Raw genomic sequence first — 18,189 nt, 5'->3', positions numbered from 1 at the left:
AGCGGCGCGACACTTCATTGCGACCTCCCTGATGTCTCATGGCATTCCCGCAGCGGCGCCAGGCGGGCCCGCAGTTCCCGCTTGAGCACCTTGCCGTAGCTGTTTTTTGGTAGCTCGTCGACGAATTCGTAGCGCTTGGGACGTTTGAACCGGGCGATGCGCGTCAGCAGGTGCACGTCGAGCGCCGCGGCGTCGACGGGATCGCCTGTGCCGACGACGAATGCGACCACCACCTCGCCCCACTCGGCGTCGGGGGCGCCGACCACGCACGCCTCCGCGACCGCGGGGTGCTCGAGCAGGACCTCCTCGACCTCGCGCGGGTAGATGTTGCTGCCGCCGCTGATGACGACGTCCTTCGATCGATCGCGCAGCGTGAGGAAACCGCGCGCGTCGAACGAGCCCATGTCGCCGGTGTACAGCCAGCCCTCTTTGAGCGTGGCGCGGGTGGCATCGGGGTTGCGCCAGTAGCCGGACATGACCGCGTCGCCGCGGCAGACGATCTCGCCGATCTCGTCGACGGGCGCCGGGTCGCCGCCGGCGCGCAGCACCGCGACGTCCATCCCGGACCGCGCATAGCCGACCGATCCCAGGATTGCGTCGTCGCCGGATTCGTGGTCGGCGCGGCGCAGCCCGGTGATGGTCATCGGTGACTCGCCCTGCCCGTAGATCTGGGCGAAGATCGGGCCGAACGCCGCAATCGCCTTGCGCAGGCTTTCGACATACATCGGGCCGCCGCCGTAGACGATCGACTTCAGGTTGGCCGGGCGGGCGCGGCCCGTGCCCACCAGGCGCTGCACCATCGTCGGGGCGAGAAACGCGCTGCCGCCGGGGTGATGCTCGCACAGATCGAGGAACTCGTCGGGGTCGAATGCGCCCGAGGCGGGCACCACCTGGCGGGCGGCGCGCAGCACGTACGGCAGGACGTAGAGCCCCGAGCCGTGCGACATGGGCGCCGCGTGCAGGAGGCTGCACCGTTCGTCCGGGTCGTCGATGTCGGCGAGGTGGGCCACGGTCATCGCGGTCAGGTTGCGGTGCGACAGCATCGCGCCCTTCGATCGGCCGGTGGTCCCGCTGGTGTAGAACAGCCAGGCGAGCGCCGACGGATCGGTGCGCGGCTTCGCCGACGGGGCGACGGTGACCCGCCGCGAGTAGTCCTGCGAGTCAAAGGTTTCCATCGGTGTCGTGGTGATCGGCGCCAGTTCGCCGGCAATCGCCGTGGAGGCGAACACCCGCGCCGCGCCCGCGTCGTCGAGGATCTCGGCCATCTCGCGCGGATGCAGCTTGTAGTTGATGGGGACGACGACGCACTCGGCGGCCCAGATCGCGAACATCAACTCGATGATCTCGGGACGGTTGTGGGTCGCGATCGCGAGGCGGGCGCCGGCGGCGTGCTGTTTTCGGATCGACGCGGCCAGGCGTAAGGCCCTGTCGCGCAGCTCGATCCAGGTGTACAGGCGCCGGGTGCCGTGATACATCGCGCCGCGGTGGGGGTGCCGGCTCGCGGCCTGCTCGAGCATCGCGAATAGGTTCACCGCTCCGTCCACCGCGAGGACAAGGCGAACTCCGACAGATACTTCGTCGAACTCCATCCGCCGTCGACCACGATCGTCTGGCCGTTGATGAAACTTCCGCCCGGCGAGCACAAGAACGCGACCGTGCTGGCGATGTCGTCGACGCGGCCCAACCGCGGGTGCGGCGTCATCTCGGTGTTGATCTTGCGGAATCGCTCGTCCTGCAAGCGCTTCTCGACCATCGGTGTGACCGTGACGCCAGGCGCGACGGCGTTGCAACGGATGCCGGACGCGCCGTACTGGCAGGCGATGTGGGTGGTCAGCGCGGTCAGCCCGCCCTTGGCCGCGGAGTAGGCCCCGCCCCGCAGGCCGCCGACGACCGCGAACGTCGATGTCACGTTGATGATCGCCGAGCCGGGTCCCATGTGGGGCAGCACGTCACGCGCGAGCCGAAACGGTGCCCGTAGCATCAAACCCAGGAAGTAGTCCAGGGTTTCGTCGTCGGTTTCGTGCAGCGGCTTGGGGCTGCCGACTCCGGCGTTGTTGATCAGGAAGTCGATGTGGCCCCATCGCTGCACGGCGAGGTCCACGATGCGTCGCGGCGCGTCGTCGTCGGTCAGGTCGACGGCAAGTGTGGCAACGCGATCCGGATCGCCGATGGCCGTGTGCAGTTCGGCCAGCCGGTCCTGGTCGCGGCCCGTGCCCAGGACCGCCATGCCCATCTCGGCGAGTTTGGTGGCGCAGCCCAGGCCGATGCCGCTGCTTGCGCCCGTGACGATTGCGACCTGCATCTCACCCATCCTTAGTCTCCACCCGCGTGAGCGCCGCCCGGATCCGATGCTTGAGCACCTTGCCCGCGTCGTTCTTCGGCAAGGCATCCCAGATCACGACCTGTTCTGGCGCCTTGAATTTGGCGACGCCCTTGCTCACCAGCAGCGCAAGCAAACTCGCGACGTCCGGGCGCTGCGCGCCCGCGGGGACGATCACCGCGCAGGCCCGCTCCCCGGTGCGCTCGTCGGGCAGCCCGACCACAGCGATCTCGGCGATGCCGGGATGGTCGGCGAGCAGGTCCTCGACCTCCTTGGCCGAGATGTTCTCGCCGCTGCGGATGATGACGTCCTTGGCCCGTCCCGTCACGACGAGGTACCGGTCTCCGGAACCGGTCGAGACCCAGCGCCCGAGATCCCCGGTGCGGAAAAACCCATCGACATCGAAGGAATCGTCTTCGGGATGGCGGTAGCCCAGCAGCATCTGCGGCCCGCGCAGGTAGATTTCGCCGTCACCGGCGGGTGCGGCACCGTGGGGGACGAGCTTGATCTCGGCGATGCCGGCCCTGCCGTCGGTATCCGCGGCGCTGTCGGCTTCGTCGGGCCGGGGCGCGCCGACGGTCGCGACGGGCACCTCGGTGCAGCCGTACACCCGGGTGACCACCGCGCGGTCGAAATAGTCGGCGGCGCGCCGGATCAGCGACGGCGATACCGACGCGCCGCCGCAGATGAACACCTTCAGGTCGGGCAGGCGGGTGCCGAGGTCTTCGGCGGCGGACAGCAGCTGCTGCAGAAACGGCGTGGCCCCCGCCATGTGGGTGCACCGTTCGGCGTTCATCAGCGCAACGGCCTGCGCCGGATCCCACCGGTCCATCAGCACCGCGGTGGTGCCCAGCAGCAGCGGGCATTCGAAGGCATAGATCGAGCCACCGATGTGGGCGACCGGCGACGGGACCAGGAACGTGTCGCCCGGCTCGATGTTCCAGTGCTCGCGGAGCTGGCGGATGAGCGCGTGCAGCGAATTGTGGGTGTGCAGGACGCCTTTCGGGCGGCTGGTGGTCCCCGAGGTGTACAGGATCATCCGCGCGGCGTCGGGATCGAGCGCCGGAAGCGTCGCGGGGTCCGGCGCATGGTCGAGCAGGTCCGGATAGGGGGTGTGCGGACCGGCGTGCCCAGTTTCGCGCAGCACCACGACCTCGGGCGCGTTGTCCATCGCGGCCGTCACCCGTTCGAGCATCGCCCCGTAGTCGTGGCCGCCGAATCGGTGCGGGACGAATAGCATTGCGGTGCCGGCGTCTTCGAGAATGAAGCGCAGGTCGCGGTCGCGCAGCGACGGAAGGATCGGGTTCACCACCATGCCGGCCAGCGTCGCGGCCAGATAGATGACGGCGGTCTCATGCCAGTTCGGCAGCATGAAGGACACGACGCTGCCGGTGGGCATGCGCGCCAGCATCGCCGCGGCCAGCGCGCCGGCCTGCGCGTGCAGTGTGGCGCAGTCCAGCCGAACATCCTTGTCCACCAACACCGTTCGGTGCGGCGACGTCTGCGCGGCCGCGCGCAGGGAATCGGCGAGCGTGGTGTGCACCCACAGTCCGCGCCGGTAGGCCTCTGACGCATGCGCCGCGTCGTGGCGGGCCCGGGCGAGCAACTCAGCCGGCCTGACCGGTGACGCGACGCATGGTCATCGCATACCGAAACCTCGACGACAGGTGGGTGTTGATCGTCACCTGGGCCACCTCGCCGTCGGAGGTCGTGTAGGTGCGCCGCATCTGCAGTGCGGCCGTTCCCGCGTCCACGCCGAGGCCGTCGGCCAGTTCCGGGGAGAGCAGGACGGCCGCGATCTCCTGGTGCAACTGGGCGACGCTCACGCCGAAAAGATCCTCGATCAACGGGAAGATCGGGCCGGCATGGCGTTGCAGCAGCCTGCCCACCGCGGCGAAACTGCGGCTGATGTAGTACTCCGTCCGGCACATCGGCACCGACGCGCCGTCGGCCTGCCGGTAGCCACGCACCGAGAGCCACTGGGTGCCGGGCTCGAGTCCGGTCCGGGCGGCGAGGTCGTCGTCGATCGTCACCATCGCGTTGGATTCGATGGTCAGCTGCGCGCCGGCGGCGAACGCGAGCAGGTCGTCGATCGACATCGCGTCCTGGGCATAGGAACTCGACGCCGGGCGGGGTACCACCCGGGTGCCCGCCCGCGGCCGGGAGGCGACCAGGTTGTCCTCGCGGAGCCGGCGCAACGCTTCGCGAACGGTGTAGCGGCTCACCGCGAAGCGCTCACACAGTTGGTGCTCGGTCGGCAGCTGCGACCCCACCGGGTAGACCCCGTCGACGATCTCCTTGCGCAGCGTGCGGGCGATCTGCAGGTAGCGGTGGTCGCCCGCGATGGCCTGGGACATCAGTGGCCCGTGGGGCGCAGGGCGAGCACGCTGCCCTCGCCGTCGGCCGAGATGTACAGCGTCCCATCGGCCGCGGCCGTGATGCCGGCGAACGGACCCTGTGGCCCCGAAAACGGCGGCATGCCGCGCAGTGGCTTGGCAGTCACGCCCGGCGGGGGACCGACCGGCAGCCCGGACGCGATCGTCCGGCGTCCGTGGCCGGCGAGGTCGAAGGCGATCAGTTCCTTGGCGCCGGCATCGACCACGTAGAGCACACGGTCGCGGACCAATATGCCCTGCGGCCGTTGCAGATCGGCCACGACGGTGTCGGCCCGCGACCCGGCCGGCCGGACCACCCGGCCCGCGCCCGCCTCCGCCACCAGCGGGGCTCCGTCGGCGTCGATCGCGACCCCGACCGGCTCGCGCAGATCGGTCGCCAGCACGTCGACACCTTCGGACCGCAGCGACAACACCCGCCCGGTCCCCAACTCCGCAACCACCACACCGCCTGGGGTCACCGCGACACCGTAGAGCTGGTCGAAACCGTCGGCCAGCACCTCGGTTTCGCCGGCTTCGGGCCGGTAACGGGCGACCTGGCCGCCCGAGGTCGTGACGACGAACTCGCCGGGCCCGCCGGCGGCGAGGCCGCGCAGGAACCCGGGATAGCCGGGGCTGAACAACATTCCCGCGGTCTGCAGGGACCCGTCGGGCAGGGCGACATAGAAGTACGTGCCGTCGGCGATGTAGAGCTGCCCGTCCTGGCCCACGGCCAGGTCCAGCGGCCAGTTGAGTCCGCCCGGCAACACCGATGTCGTTGCGCCGTCGGGCGATATCTCGGTGATCTCGCCACTGAAGTTGGAGACGAACAGCCGGTCGCCGACGAAGGTGCAGTTGTCCAGCCCCGGATTCAGCTGGGCGAGCAGGCGACGTTCGCCGCTGCGGGGATCGATGCGCAGCACCTGCCCGCTGGCCACCTGGGTGGAGACGAGGTAGCCCCGGGCGTCGAACTTCACCGAGTCGGGCACGCCGAGATCTTTTGCGACACAGTGTGGCTCGCCGCCGTCGGGGTCGACGCGCCAGATTTCGTTGGCGCCCATCACCGGGAAGTACAGCAGGCCGTCGGGACCGACCTCCATCGCGTTCGGTGAGGGCACGTTCTCCAAGAGCACCCGTGGCGGGCCGCCCGACAGGTCGAATTCGAGCAGCCGCCCGCCCTCCCGGCATTCACCGATGAACAACCGGCCGTCATAAAACGTGATGCCGTTGGCCGACGGGACGTCGTCGCGCAGCACCCGCGTCCGGCCGCTGGTCTCGCGCACGCTGACCCGGCCGTCCATCACCTCGGTCGCGTACAGGTTGCCGCGGGGATCGAACGCGACGTCGTCGGGTGCCACGATGTCGCCGCCCTTGGGGCTGGCGGTCACCAGTTCCCCGGTGCGGTGGTCCAGCGCGCTGATCTGACTGCCGGTCACCTGCGCGATGTAGATGCGGCCGTCCGGGCCGGTGCGCAGCCCGTTGGCCCCGAACAGCCGGCTGGGCGCGGTCAACCGGTCGAGTTCCCAGCCCGGAGCGACGTCGATCGCGTCCGGGACTGCGTACCGCGAGGGCTGCGTTGAGAGGGCCCTTGAAATGGACATGCTCGTCGAGGTCCTTCCGTCAGCCGGTTGGGCTGGACGTTATCAATTCCTCGTAGTCCAGACAATAGCCACGGTGATGTCTCGGCTCGATCTTGACAGCGAAGTCTGCCGCTCGGAATAGTGTTCTCCCAGGGACAGAATGCCATATTTTGTCCGGACAAACTGGTAGCGAATGTCGCGGCCGGCGCGGGACGGCGCCGTCGGCGGCCGAAAGCAGGTCATGGACGATCAATTCGGGCACCTCAGGCTTGATGGTCGCGTCGTGGTGGTCTCCGGCGCCGGCGGAGGCGGCATCGGCACCACCGTCACAGCCATGACCGCCCGGGCCGGGGCCACCGTGATCGCGGTGAGCCGATCGAAGGAAAACCTCGACGAGCACATCGCCCCGCTGGCCGCCCAGGGCCTGGCCGTGGTGCCCGTCGCGGCCGACGCGTCCACCGACGAGGGCATCGCCGCGGTGATCGACCACGCGCGCCGCGCCGACGGAAGCTTGTACGGGCTGGTCAATGTCGCCGGCGGCGCCGAGCCGTCGACGTGGATGCCGTCGACGCGGGTGACCCGCGGCGACTGGCGCAAGATCTTCGCCGACAACCTCGAGACGGCGTTCTTCATGAGCCAGGCCGTGGCGGCCGAGCTCGTCGCGCAAAGACTGCCGGGGTCCATCGTGTCGATCTCGTCGATCAGCGGCATGAACACCGCGCCGTTTCACATCGCCTACGGAACCGCCAAGGCCGCGATCACCGCGATGACCCGCACGATGGCCCTCGAGTTGGCGCAGGCCGGAATCCGGGTCAACGCCGTCGCGCCCGGCGTCACCGAGACGGCGGCCTCGCGCACCTACGTCGACGAGGACCCCGAACGGGATCGGCAGGCGATCGCCATGGGACGGCGGGGCCGGCCCGAGGAGCAGGCCGGCGCCATCCTGTTTCTGCTCTCGGAGATGTCGAGCTATATCACCGGCCAGACGCTGTTGGTCGACGGCGGCCTGGACCTCAAATGGAGCCATCTCGGCGCCGACAACACGTCGCTCTTCTTGCGTGACGAATCCTTCCGCGCCGCCATTAGGAGGATGTGATGACCGATCTCGCCAAGGGCACGAATTCCGCCGGAGCCGAGGAACTCTCGTCCCCGATGACGATCGGCGTCGAGGCATACATCTCCGAGGACTACGCCCGCGCCGAGCGCGACAAGCTGTGGCGGCGGGTCTGGCAGCAGGTCGGCCGCGTCGAGGAATTACCCGAGGTGGGCAGCTATTTGACCTACGACATCCTCGACGACTCGATCATCGTGGTGCGCACCGGCCACAACGAATTTCACGCGCACCACAACGTGTGCATGCACCGCGGCCGCCGGCTGATCGACACCCCCGAGGGCGCCAAGAACGCCTGTGCCCGCACCCGAAAGTCGTTCGTCTGCGGCTTTCACGGCTGGACCTATGGCTTGGACGGGGCGTGCACGCACATCCGCGAGCAACAGGACTGGCAGGGAGCGCTCACCGCGGACAATACCCACCTTCGACCGGTTCGGGTCGACACCTGGGGCGGCTGGTTGTGGATCAACATGGATCCCGACTGCGAGCCGCTGGCCGATTACCTGTTCCCCGCCGCGAAGATCCTCGACCCGTTCGGGTGTGAGAACATGCGCTACAAGTGGCGCAAATGGCTTGAATTCGACTGCAATTGGAAGGTCGCGCTGGAAGCGTTCAACGAGACCTACCACGTCTACACCACCCACCCCGAGTTCAACAAGTTCGGCGAGTTCAAGGGTTGGGCGAAAGCCCAAGGCAGACACAGCAATATCGGCTACGACGCCCCAGAGGACATGGAGGCCACCAAGTCCAAGATCCGCCTCGGCATCGGCGCCGACCCGCGGGTGTCCACCGCGGAGATGCAGGTGTACACGATGGAGGAGACCAACGCCACCACCACCCAAACGCTGGTGAACGCGGCCAAGCGACTCGTCGACGAGTTGCCCGAGGGGACGCCGGCCGACAAGGTCCTCGAGCACTGGCTGGCATCGGCGCGCCGCGACGACGAGGCCCGTGGCGTCGTCTGGCCGACGATCCCCGCCGACATCCTCGGGCAGGCCGGCACCGCGTGGCAGATCTTTCCGAACTTCCAGATCGGACAGGGCCTGACCAGCGCGCTGTGTTACGGCGCGCGACCGCACCCCAGCTACAACCCCGACAAGTGCATCTTCGAGGTGTCGGTGTTCGAGCTGTACCCGAAAGGCCAAGAGCCCCAGACCGAGTGGGAGTACACCCCGGTCGGGGATCCCCGTTGGCGGTCGGTCCTACCGCAGGACTTCTCCAACATGGCGGCCGTGCAGCAGGGGATGAAGTCACTCGGCTTCGCCGGCACCAAGCCCAACCCGTACCGCGAACGCAGCACCGTCAACCTGCACTACCAATTGTCGAGATACATGGGTACCGGTGAGCCCCAGGAACTGTCACGCAAGGAGTCACCATCGGCATGACCATGCACCAGGACAGCTGCGGGCCCACCCAGACGCCCGACGACGTCGACATCGCCGCGCTGCGCGAGAAGTACCGGCTGGAACGCGAAAAGCGGCTGCGCAAGGAAGGTTCCAAGCAGTACATCGAACTGGAGGACGACTTCGCCGGGTACTACGAGGTCGATCCCTATACCCCGGCCGCGCCACGCGACCCGATTTCGGAGGACATCGACGTCGCGGTCCTCGGTGGCGGTTTCGGGGGATTGCTGTCGGCGGCCCACCTGAAGAAGGCGGGCGTCGACGACGTACGCGTGATCGAGCTCGGCGGCGACTTCGGCGGTGTCTGGTACTGGAACCGGTACCCTGGCATCCAGTGCGACAACGAATCCTACTGCTACATCCCGCTTCTCGAAGAGCTCGATTTCATGCCGTCGAAGAAGTTCGCCGACGGCGCCGAGATCTACCAGCACTGCCGCAACATCGGCAAACATTTCGGCCTCTACGATTCGGCGATCTTCTCCACCCAGGTGCGCGACCTGCGTTGGGACGAGGACGTCAGGCGCTGGCGAATCGGCACCAACCGCGGCGACGACATCCGCGCCCGGTTCGTGGTGCTGGCGTCGGGCCCCTTCCACCGGCCCAAACTGCCCGGCATTCCGGGGATCAAGGACTTCAAAGGCCACGCGTTCCACTCGTCGCGGTGGGACTACGACTACACCGGCGGCGACAGCGGCGGCAACCTGCACAAGCTCGCCGACAAGAGGGTCGCCGTCATCGGCACCGGCGCCACTGCGATCCAGATCGTCCCATTCCTGGCCCGAGACGCCCAGCACCTCTACGTCTTTCAGCGCACCCCTTCGACGGTCGATGAACGCAACAACGCGCCGACCGACCCGGAGTGGGTGAAGTCGTTGCGGCCGGGCTGGCAGCGGGAACGGCAACGCAACTTCCACTCCTGGACCTTCGAGGGCATGGCGCTGGGTCAGCCGGACCTGGTGTGCGACTTCTGGACCGAGCTCGGGCGCAATACCGCGGCCCGGGTGCTCGCGCTGGACGACCCAGCGTCGCTGACGCCCGAGCAGTTCATGGCGATCCGCGAGGAAGAGGATTACAAGCTGATGGAGCGGCTGCGCCGCCGCATCGACGTGATCGTCGAGGACGCGCAGACCGCCGAGGCGCTCAAGCCCTACTACCGGTTCCTGTGCAAGCGGCCACTGTCCAACGACGAGTACCTGCCGATGTTCAACCGGCCCAACGTCACCCTCGTCGACGTCTCCGATTCCAAAGGGGTGGAACGGATCACCGAAAAGGGGCTGGTGGCGGGCGGCGTCGAGTACGAGGTCGACTGCATCATCTATGCCAGCGGCTTCGAGATCACCACCGAGATCAGCCGCCGCTATTCCATGGAGACGATCGAGGGCCGCGACGGGCTGTCGCTGTTCGACCACTGGCGCGACGGCTACAAGACGCTGCACGGGATGACCAGCCGCGGCTTCCCGAACCAGTTCTATACCGGTTTTACCCAGGTCGGCATCTCCGCCAACATCGCCGCCAACTACGAGCTGCAGGGCGAGCACATCGCCTACATCATCGCCGAGGCGTTGAAGCGGGGCGCGACCACCGTGGAGCCCAGCGCGGCGGCCCAGGAGCAGTGGTGCGCGACGATCCGGGAAACCGCCGTCGACAACTCGGCTTTCGACGCCCAGTGCACGCCCGGCTACTACAACAACGAAGGCGGCGGCGGGGGAGAGGGCATCCGGTCACACCTGGGCGAACCGTACGGCCCCGGCTTTTACGCGTTCGAGGACTTGCTGCGCGTGTGGCGTGACAAGGGCGACCTGGACGGGTTGGTGCTCGGCACTTGAGCGAAACCCCTGAAGAGCAACTACGATTCGACGGCCGCGTCGCCGTGGTGACCGGGGCCGGCCGCGGGTTGGGTCGCGCCTACGCGCAGCTGCTGGCCTCGCGTGGGGCGAAGGTGGTCGTCAACGACGTCGGCGGCGGCCTCGACGGCGAAGGGGTCGACGCCGGTCCGGCGGAGCGGGTCGTCGCCGAGATCACCGCGGCCGGCGGACAGGCCGTCGCGTGCAGCGCTTCGGTCGCGACCGCAGCGGGCGGCGACGCGATCATCGCGACCGCGCTCGAGCACTATGGCCGCGTCGACATCCTGGTGCACAACGCCGGCAACGTCCGTCGCGGCTCGCTGAAGGAGATGAGCTACGAGGACTTCGACGCCGTGCTCGACGTGCACCTGCGCGGCGCGTTCAACGTCGTGCGCCCGGCGTTCCCGCTCATGTGCGGGGCGGGCTACGGCCGCATCGTGCTGACGTCGTCGATCGGCGGCCTGTACGGAAACCGCGACGTGGCCAACTACGCGGCGGCCAAGGCGGGCGTCATCGGGTTGTCCAATGTCGCCGCGCTCGAGGGCGCCGCCGAGGGCGTCCGCTGCAACGTGATCGTGCCGGCGGCGGTGACGCGCATGGCGGACGGCATCGACACCTCCGCCTACCCGCCGATGGGACCGGAACTCGTTGCACCCGTGGTGGGTTGGCTCGCGCACGAATCCTGCTCGGTGACCGGGGAAATATACATCGCGCTGGCGGGCCGCGTGGCCCGGGCGGTCGTCGCGGAGAGCCCCGGCGTGTGCCGGTCGTCGTGGACGATCGAGGACGTCGGCAGCCATCTGGACGCGATCCGCTACGCGGAGGCGCCGCTGATCTTCCCGGTCGTCCCAGATGGCCATGACGAGCACATCCGCTACAGCTTCGAGCTGGCGCAGAGGTCAAGCGAACTAAATGGCTCGCCCGATCAAGGAGCGCTCAATGGCTAGCCCCGCGGGCCCGATGGCCGGTGTGCGCGTGATCGATCTCACCGCGATGGTGATGGGGCCCTACTGCACCCAGATCATGGCCGACATGGGCGCCGATGTGATCAAAGTCGAACCGCCCCAAGGCGATAACACCCGCTACATCTCGGTCGGCCCGGCGCCGGGCATGAGCGGGGTGTTCGTCAACGTCAACCGCGGCAAGCGCAGCGTCGTGCTGGACCTGCAGACCGATGCCGGAAAGCGGGCGCTACGCGCTTTGGTCGAGACCGCCGACGTGTTCATCCACTCGATGCGCGCCAAGGCGATCGCCAAGCTCGGCTTCGGCTACGACGACGTCGCCGCGATCAATCCCGAAGTCGTCTACACCAATTGCTACGGGTACGGGCGACGCGGACCCGATCGCGACCGCCCGGCCTACGACGACACGATCCAGGCCGAATGCGGCCTGCCGGCGGTGCAGCAGCAGTTGACCGGCGAGGCCGACTACGTCGGCACCATCATGGCCGACAAGATCGCCGGGCTGACAGCGCTGTACGCAACGACGATGGCGTTGTTCCACCGCGAGCGCACCGGGCAGGGCCAAGAGGTCGAGGTCGCCATGTTCGAAACCATGGCGTCGTTCATGCTCGTCGAGCATGCCAACGGCGCCCTGTTCGATCCCCCGCTGGGGCCCGCGGTGTATCCGCGCACCGTGGCGCCCAACCGCCGTCCGTACCGCACCAGCGACGGCCACATCGCCGCACTGATCTACAACGACAAGCACTGGAACGCGTTCATGAACGCCGTGCGGCCGCCGTGGGCCAGCGAGCTCTACGCGACGCTGGAACAGCGCGCCCGCGAAATCGACACCGTCTACGGGCTGGTGGCCGAGACCATGAAAGAGCGATCCACCGCGGAGTGGTTGGAGCTGCTGCGCGAACTCGAGATCCCGGCCGCGCCGCTCAACACGCCCGGCGCGCTGTTCGACGATCCGCATCTCAAGGCCGTCGGCATGTTCGAGACCGTGGACACCCCGCACGGGCCGGTGCGCTTCCCCGGCGTGCCCACCTGGTTCTCCCAGACACCGGGCCGCGTCGCGGGGCCGGCGCCCGAACTCGGCGTCCATACCGAGGACGTGCTCGCCGAAATCGGCGCGAGCGGTCCCGGACTCGCACGAAACACACCGCCTGAACACGATTTTGCGTCTGCTCGCCAGGGAGAGGAACTTCAACAATGACCGTGCCGGTGTACAAGCGCATTCTCGACCTGTTCGAGGCCGAGGGGGTGAACACCCTGTTCGGGATCCCGGACCCGAACTTCGTGCACATGTTCGCCGAGGCCGACGCGCGCGGGTGGTCGGTGGTCGCGCCGCATCACGAGTTGAGCGCGGGTTTCATGGCCGAGGCGGCGTCACGGATGACCGGCAAGCCCGGGCTGTGCATCGGGACGCTCGGCCCGGGCATGGCCAACATGGCCGGAGCGATCCAGTGCGCGCTCGTGGAGAACTCGCCGGTGATCTTCCTCGGCGGCCAGCGCGCCCGCATCACCGAGCGCCGGGTGCGGCGCGGGCGCATCCAATTCGTCCGCCAGGAGCCGCTTTTCGCCCCGTCCGTCAAGTACAGCGCGTCCATCGAGTACGCCGACCAGACCGACGAGATCATCCATGAGGCCATCCGCCGGGCCATGTCCGGCACCCCCGGCCCGGCCTACGTCGAATACCCGTCGCACGTCATCCTCGAAGAGCTCGACGTGGCCGATCCGCTGCCGCCGCATCGGTATCGCCTCGTCAACCAGGGGGCGGGCGCCCCGGAGATCGCCAAGGCCGCCAAGCTGATTCGCGAAGCGAAGAGCCCGATCCTGTTGGTGGGCCACGGCGTGCACACGTCGCGCACCGGCCCCGCGGTGAAGGAGCTCGCCGACCTGATGGCCTGCCCGGTCATCCAGACCTCCGGGGGTACTTCGTACATCCCGGGCCTGCAGGAGCGGACCTTCCCCTACCTGTTCTCCCCGGCCGCCAACGAGGCGGTCGAGCAATCCGACCTGTGCGTCGCGCTGGGAACCGAACTCGGTGAGCCCATGCACTACGGCCGGACCCAGCATTGGGCGGGCAACGACGCGAATCGCAAATGGGTGTACGTCGAGCAGGACCCGGCCGCCATCGGCGTCAACCGACAGTTCGACGTGCCGCTGGTCGGCGATCTGCGCGGCGTCGTGCCGCAGCTGGTCGAGGCGCTCCGGGACACGCCGCGCACCCCGTCGCCCAGCCTCGAGAAGTTGGTCAAGGCCGACGCCGAGGAGCTCGCACAGCTCGCCGAGACCGCGCCGTCGGGTCGTTCGCCGATCCACCCGGCGCGCTATGTCGTCGAGGCCACCAAGGCGTTCAACGAACTCGACGACGCCATCATGGTCCGCGATGGCGGCGCGACCGTCATCTTTCAGTGGACCTACTCGCAGGCCAAACCGCGCGATGTCATCTGGAACCAGAACTTCGGCCACCTCGGCACCGGCCTGCCCTACGCGGTCGGGGCTTCCGTCGCCGAGGGCGGCAAGCGCCCCGTCATGCTGCTGACCAGCGACTCGGCCTTCCTCTTCCACATCGCGGAACTGGAAACGGCTGCGCGGCAGAACCTTCCGCTGGTGTGCGTGGTGGGCGTCGACCACCAGTGGGGCCTGGAGGTCGGCGTCTACAAGCGCACGTTCGCCCAGCCGTCACCGCAGCCCGGCGTGCACTGGAGCAAGGACGTCCGGATGGACAAGATCGCGGAGGGCTTCGGGTGCCATGGCGAGTTCGTCGAGAAGGAATCCGAGATCGGACCGGCCATCGCACGCGCCTACGCCAGCGGCAAAGTCGGTGTGGTGCACGTGTGCATCGACCCGAAGGCCAACTCCGAGGAGATGCCCAAGTACGACCGATTCCGCACCTGGTATGCAGAAGGCACCCAGTGAGCGCCGCAACTAAGGAAGAGTGCTAGCTATGCGCGAATACCTGAAGTTCTACATCGACGGACAATGGGTCGACCCGGTGCGGCCCAACCCCTTCGAGGTGGAAAACCCGGCGACCGAGCAGGTTTCGGGAAAGATCTCGCTGGGGTCGGCGGCCGACGTCGACGTGGCGGTTCAGGCCGCCCGGCGCGCCTTCGCGGGCTGGTCGCTGAGCACCCGCGAACAGCGCCTGGACCTGTTGCAGTCCATCCTCGCCGAATACCAGAAGCGGGCCGACGATCTCGCCGAGGCGGTCACCGAGGAGATCGGCGCGCCGCCCTCACTGGCCGCGGGCCCGCAGGTCTTCCTCGGCATCGGCCACCTCACGACGGCCATCGACGTGCTGAAGAACTTCCCGTTCTCCGAACCCAAAGGGGAGACCCTGATCGCCAAGGAGCCGATCGGTGTCTGCGGCTTGATCACGCCGTGGAACTGGCCGATCAACCAGGTCGCCGTCAAGGTGTATCCGGCGCTGGCCACCGGCTGCACCGTCGTCCTGAAACCCTCTGAGGTCGCGCCGTATTCGCCGTACATCTTCGCCGAGATCCTGGCCGCCGCGGGCGTGCCGGCCGGGGTGTTCAATCTGGTCAACGGTGACGGCGCGGGCGTGGGCGCGGCGCTGGCGAGCCATCCCGACATCGACATGGTGTCGTTCACCGGGTCCACCCGCGCCGGGATCGAGGTCGCCAAGAACGCCGCCCCGACGGTGAAGCGAGTGACCCAGGAACTCGGCGGCAAGAGCCCCAACATCGTCCTCGACGACGGCGGCTTCGCCGACGGCGTCCGCGCGGGCGTGGCCAACATGATGCCCAACTCCGGGCAGAGCTGTAACGCGCCGTCGCGCATGCTGGTGCCGAATTCACGGATGGCCGAGGCCATTACGATCGCGCGCGAGGTGGCCGAACAGGTCAAGGTGGGCAGCGCCGACGACGCGACGGCGATCGGGCCGGTGGCGTCGAGGACGCAGTTCGAGACGGTGCAGCGGCTGATCCAGCAGGGCATCGACGAGGGCGCGACCGTGGTCGCGGGCGGCCCGGGCCGGCCGGCGGGGCTGGACACGGGGTACTACGTCAAGCCGACAGTCTTCGCGCATGTCACCAACGACATGACGATCGCGCGCGAGGAGATCTTCGGGCCGGTGCTGTGCATCCTCGGCTACGACGACATCGACCAGGCCGTCGAGATCGCCAACGACACCGAGTACGGCCTCGCCGGCTATGTCTCCGGGGCCGACCTCGACACGGCGCGCGAGGTTGCCCGCCGGATCCGCGCGGGATGGGTGACGATCAATCACGCGTTCGACATGAACGCGCCGTTCGGCGGCTACAAGCGCAGCGGCAACGGCCGCGAATGGAGCGAATTCGGCTTCCACGAGTACCTGGAGGTCAAGAGCACCCTGGGCTACGCGCCCGGCAAGGCCTGACGCCCGACCCCGAAATCCGAACGCAGCGCAGCGGAAAACCGTTGCGTGTCCTCCACGCGATCCCGCGCGTCCGCCCTTAAGCTGGCTCCGTTCACGAGGAGGGGCAGCGACGTATCGGCATCAACCATGGCGCCGGGCGGGATGGTAGTCACGGCGCGCTGACAGCGAGCATCGAGCCGGGCGGGTCTCACCCCGCACCGGCTCGTCGTTCTCGGCCCCGATGGGTCGCCCCCATGCGCCGGGTCGGCCGGCTGGGGGTCTGGGACGGGCCGGAGGGGCGCAGCGGAATCCCGGCGCTCGACGGCCTGCGCGCGATCGCCGTTGCGCTGGTGCTCATCGGGCACGGCGGCATCCCCGGCGTCAGCGGCGGATTCATCGGCGTCGACGTCTTCTTCGTCCTGAGCGGATTCCTCATCACCTCGCTGCTGCTCGACGAGCTGGGACGCACCGGTCGCATCGACCTCACCGGCTTCTGGATCCGGCGCGCGCGGCGACTCCTGCCGGCGCTGGTGTTGATGGTGCTCACCGTGGCCGCGGCCCGGCAGCTGCTGCCCGAGCGGTCGCTCACCGGCCTGCGCGACGACGCCATCGCGGCGTTCATGTGGCTGGCGAACTGGCGGTTCGTCGCCCAGAAGGCCGATTACTTCACCCAGGGCGCACCGCCGTCGCCGCTGCAGCACACCTGGTCGCTCGGCGTGGAGGAGCAGTACTACTTCGTCTGGCCGCTGCTGCTGGTCGCGGTCACGCTGGCGCTGGCGGCGCGCGCGAGGCGCCGTTTCACCCGGGCCACCGTCGGCGGCGTGCGCTTCGCGACGTTCGTCATCGCCACCGTGGGGGCCCTGGCGTCCGCGGCGCTCGCCATCGTCATGGTGTCCGACGGCACCCGCGACCGGATCTATTTCGGCACTGACACCCGCGCGCAGGCCCTCCTGGTCGGCGCGTCGGCGGCGGCCCTGCTGGTGCGGGATTGGCCGTCGATGAACCGCGGCTGGTGCATGATCCGCACGCGGTGGGGGCGTCGCGCCGCCCGGATTCTGCCGCTGCTGGGTTTGGCGGGTCTGGCGGCCGCGACCCATTACGCGACCGGCGCCAGCGGCGAATTCCGCCACGGCTTGCTGATCGGCGTCGCGATCGCGGCCGTGTTCGTCATCGCCCCGGTCGCCCTGGAGCAGCGCGGCGTCATCGCGCGCGCGCTCGCGTTGCCGCCGCTGGTGTGGCTCGGCACCATCTCCTACGGCGTGTACCTGTGGCACTGGCCGATCTTCTTGGCGCTCAACGGGGAACGCACCGGGTGGTCCGGGCTGCCGCTGTTCGCCGCGCGGTGCGCCGCCACGGTGGTGTTGGCCGCGGCGTCGTACTGGGTGCTCGAGCAGCCCATCCGGCGCTGGCGGCCGGCGCGGGTGCCGCTGCTGCCGCTGGCGGCGGCGACCGTCGCCAGCGCCGCGGCGGTGACGCTGTTGGTGGTTCCGGTGGGAGCCGGGCCGGGGCTGCGCGAGCCGGGCTTGCCGCCCGGAGTCTCCGCGGTCGCGGCCGTCTCGCCGTCACCGCCCGGCGAAAGCCGGCCGCGGGATCCCAACCGGCCGTTCACCGTATCGGTGTTCGGGGACTCGATCGGGTGGACGTGGATGCACTACCTCCCGCCGACACCGGGATTCGCGTTCCTCGACCACACCGTCATCGGATGCAGCCTGGTGCGCGGCACCCCGTACCGGTATGTGGGCCAAACCCTCGAGCAGCGATCCGAGTGCGACGGCTGGCCGATCCGATGGGCCAGGCAGGTCGCCCAGGACCAACCCGACGTCGCGCTGCTGATCATCGGCCGCTGGGAAACCGTGGACCGCGTCAACGAGGGCCAGTGGACCCACATCGGCGACCCGACCTTCGACGCCTACCTCAACGGCGAGCTGGAGCGGGCGCTGACCATCGCCGGCTCCACCGGTGTGCGGGTGGTGGTCGCGACCGTGCCCTACAGCCGCGGCGGTGAAAAGCCGGACGGCCGGCTGTATCCGGAGGACCAGCCGGACCGGGTCAACCTGTGGAACACCATGCTGCGCAAGACCGTCAGCCACCACCCGAACGTCGCGATCCTCGACCTGAACAAGAAGCTGTGCCCCGACGGCGTCTATACCGCCAAGGTCGACGGCATCAAGGTGCGCAGCGACGGCGTGCACCTGACCCCGGAAGGGGTGAAGTGGCTGACGCCGTGGCTCGAGGAGTCGCTGCGCTAGCCG

General features: G+C 68.6%; 13 protein-coding genes. 8 read left to right on the top strand and 5 right to left on the bottom strand.

Going from position 1 to position 18,189, the window contains the following annotated elements; all coding sequences use genetic code 11:
* Nucleotides 1-14: 14 nt before the first annotated feature.
* Genes W7S_RS25115 through W7S_RS25095 form a run of 5 tightly spaced genes read right to left on the bottom strand, consistent with a single transcriptional unit; the run spans nucleotide 15 to nucleotide 6,293 of the window.
* Nucleotides 15-1,544, bottom strand: coding sequence for an AMP-binding protein (locus W7S_RS25115; protein ID WP_009957132.1), 1,530 nt, complete (start codon nucleotides 1,542-1,544; stop codon nucleotides 15-17).
* Nucleotides 1,529-2,311: an SDR family NAD(P)-dependent oxidoreductase gene (locus W7S_RS25110; protein ID WP_009957131.1), complete on the bottom strand. Its 783-nt coding sequence runs from the start codon at nucleotides 2,309-2,311 to the stop codon at nucleotides 1,529-1,531. Before W7S_RS25110 ends, W7S_RS25115 begins: the two co-directional genes overlap by 16 nt.
* Nucleotides 2,304-3,926: an AMP-binding protein gene (locus W7S_RS25105; RefSeq protein ID WP_014712561.1), complete on the bottom strand. Its 1,623-nt coding sequence runs from the start codon at nucleotides 3,924-3,926 to the stop codon at nucleotides 2,304-2,306. The genes W7S_RS25110 and W7S_RS25105 overlap by 8 nt, the downstream gene beginning before the upstream one ends.
* A gap of 1 nt (nucleotide 3,927) precedes the next feature.
* Entirely contained in the window at nucleotides 3,928-4,677 is a 750-nt protein-coding gene (locus W7S_RS25100; protein WP_008262192.1) for a GntR family transcriptional regulator, read from the bottom strand.
* On the bottom strand, nucleotides 4,677-6,293 hold the full coding sequence (locus W7S_RS25095; RefSeq protein WP_008262190.1) for an SMP-30/gluconolactonase/LRE family protein: 1,617 nt from the start codon (nucleotides 6,291-6,293) through the stop codon (nucleotides 4,677-4,679). The genes W7S_RS25100 and W7S_RS25095 overlap by 1 nt, the downstream gene beginning before the upstream one ends.
* A gap of 220 nt (nucleotides 6,294-6,513) precedes the next feature.
* On the opposite strand from W7S_RS25095, the gene W7S_RS25090 reads away from it, so the two are divergent.
* The 8 genes from W7S_RS25090 (at nucleotide 6,514) to W7S_RS25055 (ending at nucleotide 18,186) form a co-directional block, all read left to right on the top strand.
* Nucleotides 6,514-7,368, top strand: coding sequence for an SDR family NAD(P)-dependent oxidoreductase (locus tag W7S_RS25090; RefSeq protein WP_041298295.1), 855 nt, complete (start codon nucleotides 6,514-6,516; stop codon nucleotides 7,366-7,368).
* Nucleotides 7,368-8,768 carry an SRPBCC family protein gene (locus W7S_RS25085; RefSeq protein ID WP_014712559.1) on the top strand — a complete coding sequence of 467 codons (1,401 nt, stop codon included), beginning with the start codon at nucleotides 7,368-7,370 and terminating at the stop codon, nucleotides 8,766-8,768. Before W7S_RS25090 ends, W7S_RS25085 begins: the two co-directional genes overlap by 1 nt.
* On the top strand, nucleotides 8,765-10,612 hold the full coding sequence (locus tag W7S_RS25080) for an NAD(P)/FAD-dependent oxidoreductase (RefSeq protein ID WP_014712558.1): 1,848 nt from the start codon (nucleotides 8,765-8,767) through the stop codon (nucleotides 10,610-10,612). The genes W7S_RS25085 and W7S_RS25080 overlap by 4 nt, the downstream gene beginning before the upstream one ends.
* Nucleotides 10,609-11,577, top strand: coding sequence for an SDR family NAD(P)-dependent oxidoreductase (locus W7S_RS25075; RefSeq protein ID WP_014712557.1), 969 nt, complete (start codon nucleotides 10,609-10,611; stop codon nucleotides 11,575-11,577). Before W7S_RS25080 ends, W7S_RS25075 begins: the two co-directional genes overlap by 4 nt.
* 13 nt (nucleotides 11,578-11,590) lie before the next feature.
* Complete coding sequence (locus tag W7S_RS25070) at nucleotides 11,591-12,790, top strand: CaiB/BaiF CoA-transferase family protein (protein ID WP_036429576.1); 1,200 nt, start codon at nucleotides 11,591-11,593, stop codon at nucleotides 12,788-12,790.
* The gene (locus tag W7S_RS25065; protein WP_008262177.1) at nucleotides 12,787-14,499 is read left to right on the top strand and encodes a thiamine pyrophosphate-binding protein; all 1,713 of its coding nucleotides are present in this window, start codon (nucleotides 12,787-12,789) and stop codon (nucleotides 14,497-14,499) included. Before W7S_RS25070 ends, W7S_RS25065 begins: the two co-directional genes overlap by 4 nt.
* A gap of 28 nt (nucleotides 14,500-14,527) precedes the next feature.
* Nucleotides 14,528-15,958 carry an aldehyde dehydrogenase family protein gene (locus W7S_RS25060; protein WP_008262174.1) on the top strand — a complete coding sequence of 477 codons (1,431 nt, stop codon included), beginning with the start codon at nucleotides 14,528-14,530 and terminating at the stop codon, nucleotides 15,956-15,958.
* 233 nt (nucleotides 15,959-16,191) lie between these two features.
* Complete coding sequence (locus W7S_RS25055) at nucleotides 16,192-18,186, top strand: acyltransferase family protein (protein ID WP_014712556.1); 1,995 nt, start codon at nucleotides 16,192-16,194, stop codon at nucleotides 18,184-18,186.
* Nucleotides 18,187-18,189 lie beyond the last annotated feature (3 nt).

This window comes from Mycobacterium sp. MOTT36Y (assembly GCF_000262165.1).
Classification (GTDB): Bacteria; Actinomycetota; Actinomycetes; order Mycobacteriales; family Mycobacteriaceae; genus Mycobacterium; species Mycobacterium intracellulare.
This window is presented reverse-complemented; position numbering and strand designations above follow the sequence as displayed.